At 66.6% G+C, this 17,452-nt stretch carries 11 protein-coding genes and 1 pseudogene; 7 read left to right on the top strand and 5 right to left on the bottom strand.

Features of this window, described 5'->3' with window-relative positions; translation table 11 throughout:
• Positions 1-118: 118 nt before the first annotated feature.
• The 6 genes and pseudogenes from H7X46_RS00470 (at position 119) to H7X46_RS00445 (ending at position 8,408) form a co-directional block, all read left to right on the top strand.
• Positions 119-1,447 (top strand): MFS transporter, encoded by a 1,329-nt coding sequence (locus tag H7X46_RS00470; RefSeq protein WP_186357508.1) that lies wholly within the window; start codon positions 119-121, stop codon positions 1,445-1,447.
• A gap of 134 nt (positions 1,448-1,581) precedes the next feature.
• Entirely contained in the window at positions 1,582-2,607 is a 1,026-nt protein-coding gene (locus H7X46_RS00465; protein WP_255426056.1) for an alcohol dehydrogenase, read from the top strand.
• Between the two features lie 46 nt (positions 2,608-2,653).
• Positions 2,654-4,027 carry an NAD-dependent succinate-semialdehyde dehydrogenase gene (locus H7X46_RS00460; RefSeq protein ID WP_186357506.1) on the top strand — a complete coding sequence of 458 codons (1,374 nt, stop codon included), beginning with the start codon at positions 2,654-2,656 and terminating at the stop codon, positions 4,025-4,027.
• A 221-nt stretch (positions 4,028-4,248) separates the two neighbouring features.
• Positions 4,249-5,796, top strand: coding sequence for an AMP-binding protein (locus H7X46_RS00455; protein WP_186357505.1), 1,548 nt, complete (start codon positions 4,249-4,251; stop codon positions 5,794-5,796).
• Positions 5,797-5,849: 53 nt separating this feature from the next.
• A complete protein-coding gene (locus tag H7X46_RS00450; protein ID WP_186357504.1) occupies positions 5,850-7,148 on the top strand; it encodes a hydroxyacid-oxoacid transhydrogenase in 1,299 nt (432 codons plus the stop codon).
• A gap of 360 nt (positions 7,149-7,508) precedes the next feature.
• A pseudogene (locus tag H7X46_RS00445) lies at positions 7,509-8,408 on the top strand (IS5 family transposase).
• Positions 8,409-8,741: 333 nt separating this feature from the next.
• Here the strand turns inward: H7X46_RS00445 and H7X46_RS00440 are convergent.
• On the bottom strand, positions 8,742-11,540 hold the full coding sequence (locus tag H7X46_RS00440; protein WP_222131142.1) for an FAD-binding and (Fe-S)-binding domain-containing protein: 2,799 nt from the start codon (positions 11,538-11,540) through the stop codon (positions 8,742-8,744).
• A 64-nt stretch (positions 11,541-11,604) separates the two neighbouring features.
• Between H7X46_RS00440 and H7X46_RS00435 the strand changes: the two genes are divergently transcribed.
• Positions 11,605-12,213 carry a GntR family transcriptional regulator gene (locus H7X46_RS00435; protein ID WP_370588543.1) on the top strand — a complete coding sequence of 203 codons (609 nt, stop codon included), beginning with the start codon at positions 11,605-11,607 and terminating at the stop codon, positions 12,211-12,213.
• A gap of 538 nt (positions 12,214-12,751) precedes the next feature.
• Here the strand turns inward: H7X46_RS00435 and H7X46_RS00430 are convergent.
• From H7X46_RS00430 to H7X46_RS00415, 4 genes are all read right to left on the bottom strand, one after another.
• A complete protein-coding gene (locus tag H7X46_RS00430) occupies positions 12,752-14,641 on the bottom strand; it encodes a type IV secretory system conjugative DNA transfer family protein (RefSeq protein ID WP_186357501.1) in 1,890 nt (629 codons plus the stop codon).
• A gap of 115 nt (positions 14,642-14,756) precedes the next feature.
• A complete protein-coding gene (locus tag H7X46_RS00425) occupies positions 14,757-15,518 on the bottom strand; it encodes a hypothetical protein (protein WP_186357500.1) in 762 nt (253 codons plus the stop codon).
• Positions 15,518-16,258, bottom strand: coding sequence for a J domain-containing protein (locus H7X46_RS28965; protein WP_255426054.1), 741 nt, complete (start codon positions 16,256-16,258; stop codon positions 15,518-15,520). The genes H7X46_RS00425 and H7X46_RS28965 overlap by 1 nt, the downstream gene beginning before the upstream one ends.
• Positions 16,259-16,307: 49 nt before the next feature.
• Positions 16,308-17,450, bottom strand: a complete 1,143-nt coding sequence (locus H7X46_RS00415) for a C40 family peptidase (protein WP_186357499.1) — start codon at positions 17,448-17,450, stop codon at positions 16,308-16,310.
• Positions 17,451-17,452 lie beyond the last annotated feature (2 nt).

Genomic DNA, 17,452 nt, shown 5'->3' with positions numbered 1-17,452 from the left:
GCCCCAGCCGCCGCGCCGCACACGCCCGCGGTTCCAACCAACAAGCGACTCCCTACAGCGTTTAGCGAGTCATTAGCGAGCCCACACGGATCCACAGAGATCCCGGAAGGTGAAGGCCATGTCTGATTCGGGCAGCGCCGCCCCGACGCCGACTAGCTCACCCGAGCAATCGGTCAACCCCGGCGGTATGCGACGCGTAATCGTCGGCGTATCCCTTGGCCAAGCGATCGAATGGTACGACTACGCGATCTATGGCTACCTGGCGGGTAGCATCGGCGTTACCTTCTTCCCGGCGGAAGACAAAACAGCGACGATGCTGGCCGCCTACGCGGCCTTCGCGGTGTCATTCTTCATTCGCCCGCTAGGCGGAATGCTATTCGGCTCGATCGGAGACCGGCTAGGGCGGAAGAACACTCTGGCCGCCATTCTCCTGCTTATCGGTGGGTCCACCTTTGCTATTGGCGTCTTGCCCGGCTACGCGACGATCGGAATTGCCGCGCCGCTCCTGCTCATCGCACTGCGTTTGCTGCAAGGGCTATCCGCAGGTGGCGAGCTCGCCGGCGCCACCGCGTTTCTCGCCGAACACTCGCCTGACCATAAACGCGGATTCCTGCTCGGTTTCTCGCAAGTCGGCGCCAGTCTCGGACCACTCATCGGGGCATCGCTCGTCGCAGCCTTGACCAGCAGCATGGGCCCCACAGTCGTCGATCAGTGGGTGTGGCGAGTGCCATTTCTCCTCGCTGGCCCTGTCGCCGTGGTCGGTTTGTACGTGCGCCTGCGGTTGGAGGAGAGCCCCATCTTCCGGGAGGTGTTGGCCGCCGGACACCGCCCGAAGGCACCCCTGCGCTCCGCCTTCCGCCAACACGGTTGGGGACTCGCTCGCTGCACCGGTGTGGCCGTTACCCACATGATCCCCTACTACCTTATTCTTACGTATCTACCGAACCAGCTCAAGGAGACCGGCCAACTCCCCGGCGGTAGCGCGTACCTGGCAACCACCCTGGCACTGATTGCCCAGATATTGGTCACACCTATCGCTGCAGCGCTGACGGACCGTTTCGGTCGCCGGCCGGTCGCCGCGACCGCAGCCTTCGCGTACGCCATTCTCGCATTCCCAATCTTTATGGGCATGAACACCGCGGGAACGGCGGTAGTCTTGCTCTGCCAGATTGGTCTCGGGATCATCTTTGGAATCTACACCGGATCGGTGTTCCCGCTGATGGTTGAAATGTTTCCAACGCAGGCTCGGTACACCTCGATGGCAATCGGCTACAACGTTGCCGCCGCTGCGTTCGGTGGCACCGCACCATTGATCGCCACTACGCTGGTGGCCACGACCGGTAATGTCAGTTCGCCCGCCTTCTATCTGATCGGGGGTGCCGTGCTCTCCCTCATTTGCATCGCTAAGAGTAGGGAAACCGCACGAACCAGCTTGAGTGCGGCGTAGCGAGGACGGGACCTCAGGCAAACCCAAGGCTGACCGCTGAGCAGCGTGACAGTCACGCCGCTCCATGTTAACCGACCCCAAGGAGAAACATGCGGGCATTCGCACTCGCTGAAGACAGTGCTGTCGTGACGACGATGGATCTGCCGACACCGCGGGCAACGGAGAATGCAGTGGTGCTGAAGGTTCTCCGGTCTGGCGTCTGCCACACCGATACGCACCTGCGGCAGGGGGCGTATGACCTCGGGAGCCGGGGCAGCCTCCGGTTGGTCGATCGCGGTGTCACCTACCCACTTGTCATGGGTCACGAGGTTGTCGGCGTGGTGGACCAGGTGGGTGACCAGGTGGAGAGCCACCGACCGGGCGACGTTCGGCTCGTTTATCCATGGATCGGATGCGGTGAGTGTAGGCATTGCCGCGAAGGCCGCGATAATCATTGCCCGAGCGGGCAGAACCTCGGGGTTGTTCGCCATGGCGGATACGCCCAGCAAATTTTCGTGCCGCATGAGAAGTACTTGGTCGATATCAGTGGGCTGGACTTGAGCTGGGCAGCGACTCTCGCATGCTCCGGTCTGACGGCTTATAGCGCGGTCACAAAGGTACTGCCGCTGCCCCCGGGCGAGCCGATCGTCGTGATCGGCGCCGGTGGTGTTGGCCTCACCGCGGTCGCCACGCTGAAAGCACTCGGGCATCAGGCAATTTGTGCTGTTGACGTGTCGGAAGCCAACCTAGATCTGGCGGTTCAATTGGGCGCTTCCGCGACAGTGCTCTCCGCCGGCGATTCAGTGAGCAGCGACATTGTGCGGGAGTGTCGCGGACCCGCCGCCGCGGTGATCGACTTCGTAAACAACAGCAGCACCGCCACAGCGGGCTTCGATAGCTTGCAGAAAGCGGGGCATCTGGTGCAAGTCGGTCTGTACGGTGGCGAGCTCGTCCTGCCAAATGCGTTGATGGCGCTCAAGATGCTGACTATCCGCGGCAGCTTCGTCGGATCGCTCGACCAGCTCAGATCGCTCGTGGAGCTTGCGAAATCGGGTGGCCTGCCGCAGACCCCCATCCTTCACGAAGAACTCAACGAGGTGGCGGTGCAGACGTCGCTTGATCGGTTGGCTCAGGGAGGGGTGCCCGGCCGCATCGTACTGAGCGCCCCGGACAATTGTTGATCCGTCACGTCCACTGAATATCGACAGAATCGGGCTAGGTGAGATCATGAGCAATTACAAGACCCTCAATCCGGCAACCGGTGAGCTGGTGAAGGAGTTTCCCCAAGCGTCCGACCATGACATCGAAAGAGCACTCGATCGCTCGCATGATGCCTATCAGGGATGGCGTCAGACACCTCCACACGATCGTGCCGACACACTGCGTCGTGTGGCAGCGCTGCACCGGGAACAGGTAGCCGATCTAGCCGGTATTCTCACGATGGAGATGGGAAAGCCGTCCAGTCAAGCCAGAGCTGAAGTAGAGCTCGTCGCGTCGATCTACGACTATTATGCTGAACAGGGCCCGGCCTTCTTGGCCGACGAGGTACTGAGTACCGCTGGCGGCGGGGAAGCGATCGTTAGAACTGAACCAATCGGGTCTCTGCTGGGTATCATGCCGTGGAACTTCCCATATTACCAGGTCGCCCGCTTCGCTGCGCCGAACTTGATGCTGGGCAACACGATCATTCTCAAACACGCGTCGAATTGTCCGCAGTCCGCCCTCGCCATCGAGGAGCTTTTCGTACAGGCGGGACTGCATGACGGTGCCTTCATCAACGTATTTGCTGACAGCACGCAGGTTGCAAGCATGATCTCAGATCCGCGTGTGCGAGGTGTGTCGTTGACAGGTTCGGAGCGAGCCGGTTCAGCCGTGGGTGAGGTCGCGGGCCGGCACATGAAGAAGTATGTTCTCGAACTGGGCGGCTCTGACCCGTTTATCGTGCTCGACGCGAACGACCTGGCGGGCACGGTAGCCGCGGCCGCGAGCAACCGGATGCGGAACGCCGGTCAGACGTGCATCGCCTCGAAACGCTTCATTGTGCTCGCTGACGTCTACGAGGCGTTCCTCGACGCCTTCGTCCAAGCGATGAGAGAGTACCATCCCGGCGACCCCACCGACCCGGCGACGCGTTTCGGACCGCTGTCTTCGCATGACGTGGTAAACGACCTTGAGGAACAGGTTCAGGACGCGGTGGCGAAGGGCGCAACGGTGCTCGCCGGCGGCCGAAAGATCGAGGGTTCGGGCGCGTATTACGAGGCGACCGTCCTGACCGGGGTAACACCGGAGATGAGGGCCTACGGCGAGGAGCTGTTCGGTCCCGTGGCGGTCGTCTACAAGGTCGACTCACCTAGGGAGGCGCTTGAGCTTGCCAACGCGTCGCGGTTCGGCCTGGGAGCTTCCGTATTCTCGTCGGATGTTCCGCGAGCTCAGGAGCTTGCGCGGGATCTGGAGTCCGGGATGGTATGGATCAACGGACTGAGTCGAACCGCACCGGACCTCCCGTTTGGCGGGGTCAAGCACTCTGGTGTGGGGCGCGAGCTTGGTCGGTACGGTATCGAAGAGTTCGCCAACAAGAAGCTCATCCATACGTCCCGTTGAAGCTGGCTACCGACCTCGCGCCGGTGATGATCACAGTTGGTGTCGAAGGGACTTACGAACCAGAAGGCGCCCGTGCGGAGATCAGCCGAACCGAACGTGACTAATACGAGCGGGACGGAGCCGGGCACACTGCGTCTGTGCCAGTTGTTGAAGGTCCGCCGCGCATTCTGACAACCGACCTGATTGGTTATAGCGTCCATAGGGTTGAAGGGCGGTAAAAGGTGGGATTTCACGAGCTTCTGATCAGCGCATGTGAGCAGGCGCCGGACCGGACGTTGGTGCACGGTGAAGATGGAAGTACCTCTTTCGCCGAGCACCTGTCCCGAGTCGCGCGGACAGCCGGGTTTCTCCGGTCCGGTATCGGGCTGGGTCGCACAGATCGTTTCGCAGTGCTCTCGCGAAATTCGTCCGACTACCTCGAGCTGTTCCACACCGCATTGGTAGGCGCGGCCGTTATCGTTCCGCTAAATGTGCGCTCGTCCGAACTGGAGCTAATGGGCGTCCTCAACGACTCGGGCTGTCGCGTTTGCTTTGCTAGTGCAGAGTTTGTTGCGCTTGCGAACCGGTTGAGGGAACGAACGGGACTCGAGGAGGTCATTGAGATCGGTCCGGGCTGCGAGGCGGGCGGCTTCCGCGACCGAAGGGACGCCGCGAAGCCCCGGATGCCCGCTGCTCCGGACCCGCAGGATACGGCCTTCATCATGTACACCAGCGGCACCACTGGCAGCGCGAAGGGAGTGGTCATCCAGCATGGTGCACTAGCCAACGACATTTACAAGACCGCGGTGCCGACCAACCTGACGCAAGGATACACCTTCCTGCTCCATGCGCCCCTGTTTCATATCGCGTCGGTCCGGGGGTTCGGCCTTGCGACAGCGGCGGGTTCGACGCTCGTTCTTCTGCCCCGTTTCGACCCGCGGCGGATCGTGGACGCAATTAAGGCCTATCATGTAACGACGACCGGCTTTATTGCTTCGACCGTGCGTGACATGCTCGACATCCCCGAGTTCCGGGGCGATCTACTGCCGAGCCTGACCTGTATCAGCTACGGCAGCGCTCCGATGAGCCCATCGGTGTTACAGAGGCTCATGGAGGCATTTCCCAACGCCGAATTCGTCAACTGGTACGGATTGACCGAAACGTGCGGCCATGTATGCGCGCTAACGGGCGAGGATCATCGCAAAGGCGGGGCGCGGTTGATGTCAGTTGGCCGGCCCCTTCCGGGCAATCGCGTTCGAATTGTCGACCAGCATGGACGCGTCCAGCCACGAGGCATATCTGGCGAGATCGCGGTTGCCGGCGACAACCTGATGGCGGGCTACTGGAATCAACCCGAGATCGAAGCGGACAGGGACGGGTCGAAATGGTTCCGAACGGGCGACGCAGGGTATCTCGATAGCGCCGGATATGTCTATCTTGCCGGTCGTGCTCGCGATATGATTATCACGGGTGGTGAGAACGTGGTCCCAGCCGAAGTCGAAGCGGTCCTCACTGACTATCCGCAGGTTTCACAGGCGGTCGTGATGGGTGTTCCGGACGAGAAGTGGGGCGAGGCCGTGCACGCCTGCGTGTCTGTCCAGGAGGGTGCCGAAGTTAGTGAGAGCGAGCTACGCGCCCATTGTCGTCGACGGGTCGCCGGGTATAAGGTGCCCAAACGGATTGACATTAGGTCGGAACCGTTCCCCATGACCGGATCACATAAGATTGACCGGAAGCAATTGATAGGGGAGTACCGGGACCGTATTGCAGCGCAGTATTCGCAAGCGTGACGACCGTTCGCCGCCATGGAACTCCCACGGCGGTAGTCAGGAGGTAGTGCGAAATGGGAACACAATCCGAATACCAGCCGGCTAACCCGGAGGCCGTCTTCACTTATGGAGCGCCTCAGTTGAAGTTCGGCCGGGGCGCAGCCGATGAAATCGGCTTCGACCTCAGTCGGATGGGCGCCCAGCGAGTCCTCATCGTCACCGATTCCGGGGTCGCAGCGGCAGGGATTCCTCAGCGTGTAGCTGAGGGAATCCGCGGCTTCAAGATTGAAGTTGTTGTTTACGATGGTGTTCACGTCGAACCTAGCGACGCGAGCCTCAAGCATGCTATCGAGTACGCCCGTGACTCCGGCCCATGGGACGCGTTCGTCGCAGTGGGTGGTGGTTCGAGCATTGATACCGCGAAGGCAATCAATCTGCTTACCACGAACCCGGGCGAACTGATGGACTACGTCAACGTCCCGGTCGGTAAGGGTAAGTCCCCTGAGCACCCCCTCAACCCCCTTGTTGCGGTGCCGACCACGACAGGTACGGGCAGCGAGAGTACCACGATCTGTGTTCTCGATGTGCTCGATTTGAAGGTCAAGACCGGGATTAGTCACGCGTCGTTGCGACCTCGCCTTGCGGTGGTTGATCCCAGCCTGACTGTTAGTCAGCCGTCGGGTGTCACCGCAGCAGCCGGCATGGATATCCTGTGCCACGCTCTTGAGAGCTTCACCGCTCGCCCTTACACGTCATATCAGAGGAAGCGACCCGAGGAACGGGTGCCGTACTGTGGGTCGAATCCGGTTTCGGACATGTGGGCGGAGAAGTCGCTGACGCTGATGGCAACGGCGTTTCGCCGCGCCGTGCTGCGGGGCGAAGACGAGGAAGCTCGTAGTTCGATGGCGCTGGCGGCCACGTTCGCTGGACTTGGCTTCGGTAACGCAGGTGTGCACATCCCGCACGCCAATGCCTACCCTATCGCAGGTCGGGTGAAAGACTTCTACCCGAAGGACTACCCGAACAACGTCCCGATGGTGCCGCACGGTATGGCGGTGTCGCTCACCGCCCCCGAGGCGTTCCGCTTCACCTTCGAGACAGCCCCGGAACGCCATCTGCGCGCGGCGACCCTGCTCGCTCCTGAGGCCGACAAGCCGAACGACTTGAGCTCGTTCCTGCCGGCGGTGTTGACCGGCCTGATGCGTGATATTGGTATTCCCAACGGAATCGGCGATGTCGGCTACGACAATACCGACGTGGATGGTCTTGTGGAAGGCGCTATCATGCAGCAGCGCGTACTGGCCGCGGCACCTCGCGATGTTCGCGAGGAGGACCTCGCCTCGATCTTCTCGCGGTCGATGAACCTTTGGTGATCGGCGCCAATGTGCGAATCGAGATCTAGTCGGCGGGTGCGTTCGAGAACGTGTGCCTGTACGGTCTGAACGATTGGCCTCCGGTGGTTGTGGAGTGTGTGGTGCATCCACAACTATCGGAGGCCTTATGTTCCAGGCGGGCGCCTGCTGTCCCAAGGCGGCCAAGGGCAGCGGGTGCCACCGAGCGGTGGATCATGGACTGTGACGTCCCGCCATCGCTCTGGGGGTGTTCGGGCAGTGTCGGCATGCCTCGTGTGGTTTCGGCTAGGAGCTGTTTGGGGGGTCGCCGGGGACGCTGGTGGGAGTGCGTGTCGGTGCCCGGGCATGGGTGAGGTCTCCGGTAGGTGATCAACGACCAAGATGACCGCCCGCCTGGAGACCTCGTTGAGCACCCTATGGGTCGGAGCACGTAAGGACCTGACGGACCGGCAGTGGCGGATCCTGGAATCGCTGCGCCCCGGCCCCCGACCGGGAGGGTCGCCCCCGCAAGTGGGGCCGGACCCTCATCGGCGGCATCCGGTGGCGGACCCGGGTTGGGGCGCCGTGGCGCGACGTGCCGGAACGCTACGGGCACTGGCAGTCGATCTATGGGCTGTTCCGGCGCTGGCAGCGCCAGAAGGTGTGGGCGCTGGTGTGGTCGACCCTGCTGGCCTGGGCCGATGCCGGCGGATTGATCCGCTGGGACGTCTGGATCGACTCCACGATCAACCGCGCCCACCAGCACGCCGCCGGCGCCCGCCGCCACCCTGCCCGGCAGGTCGAGCCGCCCGGTGACGAGCCAGCCGATCACAGCTTGGGGCGTTCCCGCGGAGGCTGGACCACGAAGATCCACCTGGCGTCTGAGCAGGGCCGAGGACCGCTTGCGGCGCTGATCACCGCGGGCCACCGGGGCGACTCTCCGCAGTTCATCGCGGTCCTCGACGCGCTACGCGTGCCCAGGCTCGGGCCGGGACGACCCCGTACGCGTCCGGACCGGGTGCTGGCCGATAAGGCGTACTCGTCGCGGGCGAACCGCGGCTACCTGCGCGACCGCAAGATCGCCGCGACCATCCCGATCAAGGTCGACCAGCAGGCCCACCGGCAAGCTCGAGGCTCAGCCGGTGGCCGCCCACCGGCCTTCGACGAGCAGCTCTACCGGCAACGCCACTCCGTCGAATGCGGCATCAACCTGCTTAAATAGCACCGAGCACACTGGCGACCCGCTATGACAAGCTCGCCCTGCGCACGAGGCCACCGCACATCGCCACGATCGACATCTGACTCCGCGCACTCGCCGCCCGAACTTCTTAAACACGCCCTAGATCCCAGCCACACGACTTCGCTGAACCCAAGGCCCCCGGGACCCTCGTGGCGCGTCGGAGGGCGGGGGCTCGGCGGTGCCGGCGCTGTTGGGTCGCTGCCCCGGTCGTCGCCCGAACTCGTGGGGATCGGGCAAACGCGCAGAGTTGGTCCGTGCAGCGTCGCTGTGGTGTGTTCGGATTGTCGCCGACGATGATGAGCAACTCCGGCTATGATATCAAATTGGCTGGTCAGCCGTGGTCCAACCCGCTCGGTCAGGGTGGTGACGCCGCGGTTCCGTGACGGCACTCGGGCTCATCGGTCGAGCAGTTGGGCGAGGTGGCGAGCGGAGCGGTCGCGGAGGTCGGCGATCTGGGTGCGGCAGGAGAATCCGTCGGCGAGCACGACGGAGTCGAGTTTCGAGTCGAGAGCGGGAAGTAGGTTTTGCTCGGCGACCGCGACCGAAACCTCGTAGTGGCCTCGCTCCACTCCGAAGTTGCCGGCAAGCCCGCAGCAGCCGGCAAGCTCCCGGATCCGGGCACCGGTCGACGCGAGCAGGTCGGCGTCGGGTTTCCACCCCAGAACGGCGCGGTGGTGGCAGTGTGGCTGCACGATGAGCTCGAGGCCCGAGAGGTCCGGTGGACTCCACCCCGGGGTCTCGGCGAGGATCTCGGCGAGTGTTCGTACCCCGGAGACGACCGGTGCGACATTCTCGTCGTCGGGGAGCAACTCGTGAATGTCGGACCGCAAGACGGCGGTGCAGGACGGCTCCACACCCACGATGGGCACGCCGGCGCGGGCCTCGTCGGCGAGGATTGCGACGGTGCGTCGGAGGATCTTCGTCGCCGAGTCGAGCTGACCGGTGGTGATCCAGGTGAGTCCACAACACACTGACGACGACGGCAGCCGCGGCTCGTACCCGGCGGCCCGTAGTACTCGCACCGTCGCCTCGAGGATCTCGGGCGAGAAGGAGTCGGAAAACGAGTCGGCGAAGAGCACTACAGGCTTTCGGTCCGACACGGCAGTACTGAATGTCCGGCGGAACGGACGGCGGGCGAAGGCCGGGACCGACCGTCGGCTGTCTACCCCCGCCAGCCAAAGCATGATCGAATCAACCACCGGAAGTCGGACAACGAAGTTGACCAGCCGCGGCGTCCATCCGGCAACACGGGCCCAGAAGGGCAGCTTGCCGAGGGTGTAGTGCGAGCGCGGCCGGAGACGACGCCGGTAGCTCTGATGCAGCACCTCGGACTTGTAGCTGGCCATGTCAATCCCAGTCGGACAGTCGGACGCGCAGCCCTTGCAGGACAGACAGAGATCGAGCGCGTCGTGCACCGCGGGGTCCGACCAGGTCAGCTCGCCGCGCACCACTTCCTGCAGCACCCGCGCACGGCCCCGGGTGGAGTCCTTCTCCTCCCGGGTGGCCAGATAGGACGGGCACATGACCCCACCCGCCGCGGAGTTGTCGGCCCGGCACTTGCCGACACCGGTGCAGCGGTGAACGGCTTGGGCGAGGTCGCCGCCGTCGTGGGGATAGGCCATGGCCAGGCGCCGCCCGAGCGGGAACCGTCCGGCAGCCCGAATGTCGGCATCGACCGGGTCGGCATCGACGAGAACACCGGGATTGAGCAGCTCGCGCGGGTCGAACGCGTGTTTGATCCCGCCGAACAGCGCGATCGCGTCGGCAGAGTACATGTGGGGGAGCAGTTCGGAGCGAGCGCGGCCGTCACCGTGCTCACCTGACAGCGAGCCACCGAACTCGCCGACCAGCTTCGCGGCGTCGACCAGGAACCGACGCAGCACCGAGGTGCCGCCGGGGCGGTCGAGTGGAAAGTCAAGGCGTACGTGCATGCAGCCGTCACCGAAGTGACCGAACGGCGCGGAGGTCATCCCATGGGAGTCGACCAACTCGTCGAAGCGAGCCAGGTACCGGCCGAGCTGCTCAGGCGGAACGGCGGCATCCTCCCACCCGGGCCACGCCGGCTTGTCTGACGGAGCCCGACCCGCCAGTCCCGCGCCGTCCTCACGAATACGCCACAGCTGGGCCTGAGCGGCGGGCTCAGTAACGACGACGGCGTCGTCACCGATCCCATCAGCAGCGAGTCGACGCGCCCGCGCGAGCACCTCGCCCAACTCCTCGCCGGCGAGCTCGACGAACAGCCACGCCTTGCCGCGCGGCAACACCGGGATAACTTCCGACCCGCGGCGGGACCGCAGCACGTTCACCAGACGGGAATCGAGGCCCTCACATGAGGTCGGGCCATGGGCGACGACGGCGGGAGCGGCCTCGCCGGCGGCCACGATGTCGGGAAAGCCGAGGACGACCACGACCCGCACCGGAGCCTCGACCACCAGCTTCACGCTAGCCCGGGTAATCACGCCGAGCGTGCCCTCGGACCCCACCAGCGCCTGGGTGAGATCGAACCGCTCGGGAAGTAAGTGCTGAACGGCGTACCCCGACACCTGCCGGCCGAACCGGTCGAACTCCAACCGGGCCGTCTCAAGATGGGGGATGATTGCGGACCGCACGTCAGCGAGCACGCTATCCGCACCATCTGCGAACGCCTGCACGTCCCGGTAACCGGTGACCAGTCGCTCGCCCGCCGCAGTGAGGAGCTCGAGTCCCGCGACGTTGTCGGAGGTTCTCCCATAGGCGAGCGACCGCGAGCCGCAGGCGTTGTTGCCAATCATCCCACCGACCGTGCACCGGGGATGCGTCGAGGGATCGGGGCCGAAACGCATCCCGTACGGCGCAGCGGCTCGCTGAAGTACAGCGTGCACAGTCCCGGGCTCGACCACAGCCGTGCGCGTCTCCGGGTCGATCGACAGGACTCGGTTGAGGTGACGGGAGAAATCGAGCACGATCCCGCGGCCAATGGCGTTGCCGGCCACGGACGTTCCCGCCCCACGCGAGGTGATCGGCACCCCAGCCTCCCGTGCGACGTCGAGCGCGGCGGCCACCTCGCCGGTGTCGCGAGGACGCACCACAGCCAGCGGCGGAACCCGGTACAACGATGCATCGGAGGCGTACATACCCCGTGTGCCCGCATCAGCACGGACCTCCAGACCCGCGTGCCGCAGAGCGGCCTCCACGCTGCTCGACTGGTCGCTCATGGGTAACATGTTACCTGTGGCTAGGCTTGAGTTACCGTCGGAGGCGCCAACACTGGCTGCTGCCGTGGCTCAGGCGGTCCGTGTCGGTGTCGCCGCCGGCGAACTCGTTCCCGATAAGACGTACTCCGTATACCAGTTGTCCGAGCTGCTCGGGGTCTCCCGCAGTCCGGTCCGCGAGGCTCTGTTGCAGCTGGCCGAAGCGGGGTTGGTCAGGATCGCCCGCAATCGCGGCTTCCAGATCGTCCTGCCGACGCCACATGACATCGAAGAGATCATCGAGATTCGCCTTGCGCTCGAACCGCCGGCGGCCCGCCGCGCTGCCCAAGACGGAACCGAAGCGGACCACGCCAGCCTTCGAGAAGCGCTCACCCGCATGGCGGCTGCCCTGACAGACGACGACGAGACCCTCTTCTGGCAAGCCGACCGGGCATTTCACGACCGGCTGCTCCGCGCAGCGAAGAACGCACGTGCGGCGTCAATCATCGAGCATCTGCGTGGCATCACCGCGCTCCTCGGGCCACCTACCACCGCTAGCGGTCGAACGCTCGACGAAATCGTCGCCGAACACCAGCCGATCGTCGAGGCGGTGTTGGCCCGCGACGGAGACACAGCGGAGGCGGCGATGCGTAATCACCTCGAACGGACCGGGCGCCTACTCGTCGGAAACCTGTGAGCGGCCCCGTTAGAGGCTGCGGGGCGAGCTGGCCCGCTGGTGCTGAGCAAGGCCGTGCTCGAGAGTGCAGCCCATCATGATCCACAGACGCCGCGGGCTGAACCCGGCCGGCGGCACAGATCCCAGCGAGGGTCAGGACCAGGCAGCGCGAGGAGCGACCCGCGATACAGCTATGAACAGCACAGTTCCAGTGACGATCACCGCGGAGCCGAGTCACGCTCGACCTCAAACTCGCGGACCGCGCCCCGACGGACCTCCGGTCATGCGGTCACCAAACCGCGCATAACAGTCTGACCGCGCGTCGCGACGACATGCCTACCAGCAGCCCGGCCCCGCCGGACCCCATTGCAAGGGTGCCACCCGCCCTGCCTCTTGACAGGAACAGCCTCCATATCAGCTGTACTGCACACAGGGCGAGATGGGCGAACCATAGGCCACCCCTGCTCTCAACGAAGCGCTGTGGATGCGCCGTGCCTCGACTGCTTCTGTTCCAGCCGAAGGTCAGACCGCGGCGAACACCCGACATGGCGTCGCCGCGTTAATCCGGTGCCTCAACACCATGCGGATGCGTTCGGTACCCGCGGTTATCGATGGGGATGGCTCCGCGACCCCGTATGATCGTCACGTCACGTCCGATCTCGCTGTTGTCGGGGCGGACGGTGACGTCGAGGACCTCAGCGATGAAGCACGGCAGGCCGCGGTGCAGGACCAAGACGCGGCCAGGTGCGAGGGTGCGGATGTCGCCGACGCGCATCACTGGTGCGGTTTCGGTACCTATGCTGACCCGTTCTGGGCTGAACAGTCCGTCGAACTGTCGCTGACAGCGTCGCCGTTCATGGGTGGAGCAGAGGTCGGAGATCCACTGCAGGGTGCGGTCGTCCTTGATCCCGCCCCATACACTGAGGCTGGTGGTGTTGTCGAGGACCTCGCGATAGCCCACCGGGCCGAAGATTCGTTCGAGCTGCGCCAACGACTGGGCCGCCCAGTGGACGACCAGACCGCGGCCGGCGGCGTCGCTGACGACCTGGGCAAGGGCGGGCACTGGGGTGCCGTTGGCGAGCTCATCGAACACGGCGGTGACCGGTGGGTCGATCCGCCGCGCCGGGTAGTCGAGCGCCACCTCCTGCGCGGTCCGCAGCCAGTGCTCCGCCAACGCGGTCAGCACCGGTACTGCCTCGGCAGCCTGCTGCTGGTCAGCGACCAGAAACAGCGAGCCGCCCTGAGCGATGAACCGGCGCACGTCCAGCCCTCCCCCACGGGGCGGGCTGCACATCTCGCGCAGCCGTGGATCGGTCCACGCCCCGACGACACGACGCACCGACATCCACACCGCGGACGCGGTCCGCGGGTCGAGCGCCATCTCCGCGGCCAGGTTGGCTGCGAGTTCCTTACGCCCGGCCTGCTGCAGGATCTGCACAGGGCGCGGGTCCGCAGGCAACCGCCGCGCCGCTCGGCCATCCCCGTTGCCCGAGGAGGGGGGCTCGGTGGCCCAGCCGCGGATGTCGTCGACGCCACCGCCGGACACGGCCGCGGCCACCAGGTAGGCAGTCAGCACGACCACGGCCCGCTCCCGGAACACCCGGTCGTTGCCCGCGCTGCCCGCGCCGCCGGCTTCCACCCGCACGGCGGCCGCCTCGACGAGGGTGAAGGCACGGCGGTTGGCTTCCTGCTGGTCCTCACAGCCCTCGATCAGCGACCAGCGCAGCGGAGCCGGCCACGCCAGTCGCCCGGTAGCGTCGAAGACGACCACCGGCCCTGCCAGGCTCCGGCGAGAGCGCGCGAGGGCCGCGAACTCGACGAGGTCGAGCTTGGTGGTCGAACACAGCAGCGCCCCGGGTGCGTCGATGACCTTGTGCACCAGGTCCATGCGGGACTTGCCGGACTGGGTCGGGGCCATGGTGCCGGTGAGGTTGCTGAACGGAGCAAACAGCTCCGCGCCGCGGTAGCGGTAGAACGGAATCCCGAGCTCGCCGCCCGGCGCGCTGCGCCGCTCCGGCTCACTCAACCCGGGTCGAGTACGAGACGCGCCGCGCCGGGCCGCGGCGAGCGAGAGCTCCCGCTGGATCCGGTCGCGCGTGGCGTGCCCGGCCGGCGCCGGTGCCCATCGCCGCCACCACCACCGACCGACCACCGTCCCGGCGCACACGAGCAGCACCATCGTGATGACCACGCAGGTCAGGAACAGAGTCGAGTGTTCGGTCAGATACGCGGCCGTCGAGCCCGAAGGGAGCGACGCACCCAGCCAGGACCGGACCAGCATCCCGGCGTCGTCCACGCCCAGCAGGGCTACCGGGAATCCGGCGAGTAGGCAGGTCAGCACGGTTGCGACTTCCACGACGGTCACCGCGGATCCGAGGAGGAGCAGGGCCGTCACCGGCAACATGAGCTCAGCCGAGCCGCCGCGGGCGTTCATCGCAGTGCGGTTCATACCGTCCTCCGTCCGATCGAGTCCGAGTCGCACCGGGATTGCCGGCAGTACGTCCTGCGTGCGCTGTCCACCGACACGTCCCAGTGCCTCGTGATGGCGCGTACCGACCGCGGCGTCACAGCGCCAGCACCGTGTGCGAGGGCCGCCCGACGTCGGCGTGGTAGGTCGTGATGTGCCAGTCGGCGGCGTCGATCGCGGTGTCCGGGTCGGGAAAAGCACCGGCCTCACGGACGGCGGAGACGACGACGAGCTCGGTGGGGGAAACACGACGGTAGGCGTGAACCTGCTCGTGATAGCCGCCGTGGGGTGGGTAGTGCCGGACCGCGCCCTGCCCGGTCGGACGGCCGATCGTGGCCTGTACGGCGCGAGGCAGCACCTCGATCGCGGCATCGGTCATCCGCACCGGCCCGGGATCGGCGGTCGACCCGGTGGGCCGCTGCGGGCGGCTCCAGCGTTGCCCGGTCGGCGGCGGTCCGGTGAGGGCGTGTGCGGCGACCTGGACGCGCCCGCCGCCGGAGCGGGCGAGCCGCAGCCGAGGGCGGCCGTCGCGCCCGGTACCGATCTGGTCGAGGGCTTCACGGGCGCGGACGGTGAGCAGGATGGTGGTGTCGACCCACCAGGCATCGGTGTCGCGCCAGTACCCGCCGGCCGGGTCGCGGCGGGTGGTCGGCGCGTGCGCCCACGCCGCCAGCGCTGGGGTGGTGGCCCAGCCGGCGCCGGCGAGGGCCCGCCGGGCGAGCTCGGAAAGCAGGTTCCAGCCGACCGGCCGGTCATGCTCCCAGTTGATCCGCGCGATCCCGTCCTGCCCCGCCGGTGCGGTCGCCGGAGACGCCGCCGAGGCGGGTGGGCGGGTGCTCCGTGGGATGAGGTCGCCCATCAGCGTGTCCCCTTGGCGGTCCGGCGGGTGCGTCTGTCCAGGGTGATCAGGGTGAGGGCGCGGATGGCCCAGCAGGTCAGCGCGATCCCCGACAACCCGCCGATGACGGTGGCTTCAACCGGCAGGGTGTCCAGGGCGGCCGCGGCGAGCCCAGCAGCGGCCAGCACGGCCAGGATCGTGGAGCTGGCCGCGATCCGGTGAGCGGGCAGCGGCGCGAGCCGCCACACCGCGAGCAGGAGCCTGCCGTGCAGACGGCGGTGGTTGATCCGCCCGGTGGGCCAGCTCGCAGGAAACGGCGCGGGCGGTGGGGTGCGGCTCGCAGCCCAGGCCGGCGCCCGCGGTCCGGGCGGCCGGTGCGGGGCCACCGGTGGTGGTATCACCGGTGACGGAGGAGGGGCGTAGCCGTCCGCGGGGGTGTAGTCGGTATAGGCGACCGGTTCGCCCGCGGGGGTGTAGTCGTCGCAGGTCGAGGAGTCGGCAGCGGTGCCTGCGAGCCCGGTGTCCGGGCCGTCAGAGGTCTCGCAGGCGGCGCGGGCAGCGTCGTAGCGGGCGCGACAGGCGGGGTCGGCCAGCACTCTGTAGGCGGCCGCGACCTGGGCGAACTGGTCGTGCGCAGCCGGATCCGGGTTGAGATCGGGGTGCAGCTGCCGCGCCAGACGGCGGTAGGCACGGCGGACCTGCTCGGCGCTGGCGTCCGAGCTGAGGCCGAGCTCGGCGTAGATGTCCCGGTCCGCGGGCATGGTCACCGGTTAACACCTGCCCCCGACAGGAACCTGCAGCTGCGCCCGCTCACGGGGCAGCCTCGGCGAGGGCAGCGGGCGGCGCCGGCCTGCCAGGTGGGCCGGCGATGTGCCGGATATGGGTGATCTTGTCGGCCCACTCCGAGAGCGGCTGCACGACGACGCCGGTGGAGGAGTCGTAGGCGTTGACGACCAAGCCGTGCCCGACGTACATGCCGACATGGCGCGGGTTCGACGGGCTGCCGATCGAGCCGGGGATGAACACCAGGTCACCGGGAGCGATGTTCGCGACCGAGGCGGGGGTACCGGCGGTCTTCTGGCTGACCGTGCCGGCCGGGATGGGGACGCCGGCCGCGGACCACGCGGCGAGCATGAGCCCGGAGCAGTCGAAGCTGTCCGGGCCCTTGGCTCCCCACACGTAGGGTTTGCCGAGCTGGGCCAGGGCGTAGGTGACCGCGGCCCGCTGGGCCGGGTCGCTCGGCGGGGGGAAGCCGGGCGGCAGCCGCCGCGGGTCGATGTTCGACGGGGCAAGCGGCACCCCGGCGCCGCCCTGATCGGGGCAGGCGAACACCGACGACGCCAGCTGCACGTTCGGGCCACCCGGTGCGACGGGCGCCGGGACGGGGCGATCGGGGCCGACCCAGAACCGGTCCACCAACGCCGCGGCCGGCGCCTCCTGGGGGGCGTAGCGGTCCGGGAAGGCCGAGGCCTGCACGGCCTGCGCGGCCTGGCCCGGGGGCATGGTCGCCCAGCCGGAGAGCGCGACGAGCCGGTCGAGGAAGATATTGGTGGCATGCGCCGGGTTGAGAACCTGCTGCGCGCTGCCCCAGCCCATCGAGGGACGCTGTTGGAACAGCCCGAGCGAGTCCCGGTCGCCGTGTCCGACGTTGACCAGCCGCGACTCGACGATGGCTGTGGAGATCGCGATGACCGCGGCCCGCTTCGGGAGCTGGCGGCCGACGACGATGTTGACGATCGTGGCGGCGTTCTCGGTCTGCTCGGCGTTCCAGTCGCTGCCGCCGATCGACTGCGACCCGCCGCCGAGGCCGCCGTCGCCGTCGCAGCCGCCGCCGGGCAGCGAACCGTCGACGGCGGCGGTCAGCATCGCCATGCCGATGGTGAGGGTGGCGGCCAGGAACGCCATCACCGCGGCCGCGGCCGCGAGCGCGACGGTGCCCTTGCTCCGGTTCACCT

Origin of the sequence: Pseudonocardia sp. C8, assembly GCF_014267175.1 — a bacterium.
GTDB lineage: Bacteria > Actinomycetota > Actinomycetes > Mycobacteriales > Pseudonocardiaceae > Pseudonocardia.
The sequence above is the reverse complement of the archived record's forward strand: the minus strand, read 5'-3'. Positions and strand labels throughout refer to the sequence as shown.

Coding starts and splice junctions, on each gene's coding strand:
- H7X46_RS00425 (WP_186357500.1), bottom strand. CDS start 15,518: ATGGGCGACCTCATCCCACGGAGCACCCGCCCACCCGCCTCGGCGGCG.
- H7X46_RS00470 (WP_186357508.1), top strand. CDS start 119: ATGTCTGATTCGGGCAGCGCCGCCCCGACGCCGACTAGCTCACCCGAG.
- H7X46_RS00460 (WP_186357506.1), top strand. CDS start 2,654: ATGAGCAATTACAAGACCCTCAATCCGGCAACCGGTGAGCTGGTGAAG.
- H7X46_RS00430 (WP_186357501.1), bottom strand. CDS start 14,641: ATGAACCGCACTGCGATGAACGCCCGCGGCGGCTCGGCTGAGCTCATG.
- H7X46_RS28965 (WP_255426054.1), bottom strand. CDS start 16,258: ATGCCCGCGGACCGGGACATCTACGCCGAGCTCGGCCTCAGCTCGGAC.
- H7X46_RS00440 (WP_222131142.1), bottom strand. CDS start 11,540: ATGAGCGACCAGTCGAGCAGCGTGGAGGCCGCTCTGCGGCACGCGGGT.
- H7X46_RS00465 (WP_255426056.1), top strand. CDS start 1,582: ATGGATCTGCCGACACCGCGGGCAACGGAGAATGCAGTGGTGCTGAAG.
- H7X46_RS00450 (WP_186357504.1), top strand. CDS start 5,850: ATGGGAACACAATCCGAATACCAGCCGGCTAACCCGGAGGCCGTCTTC.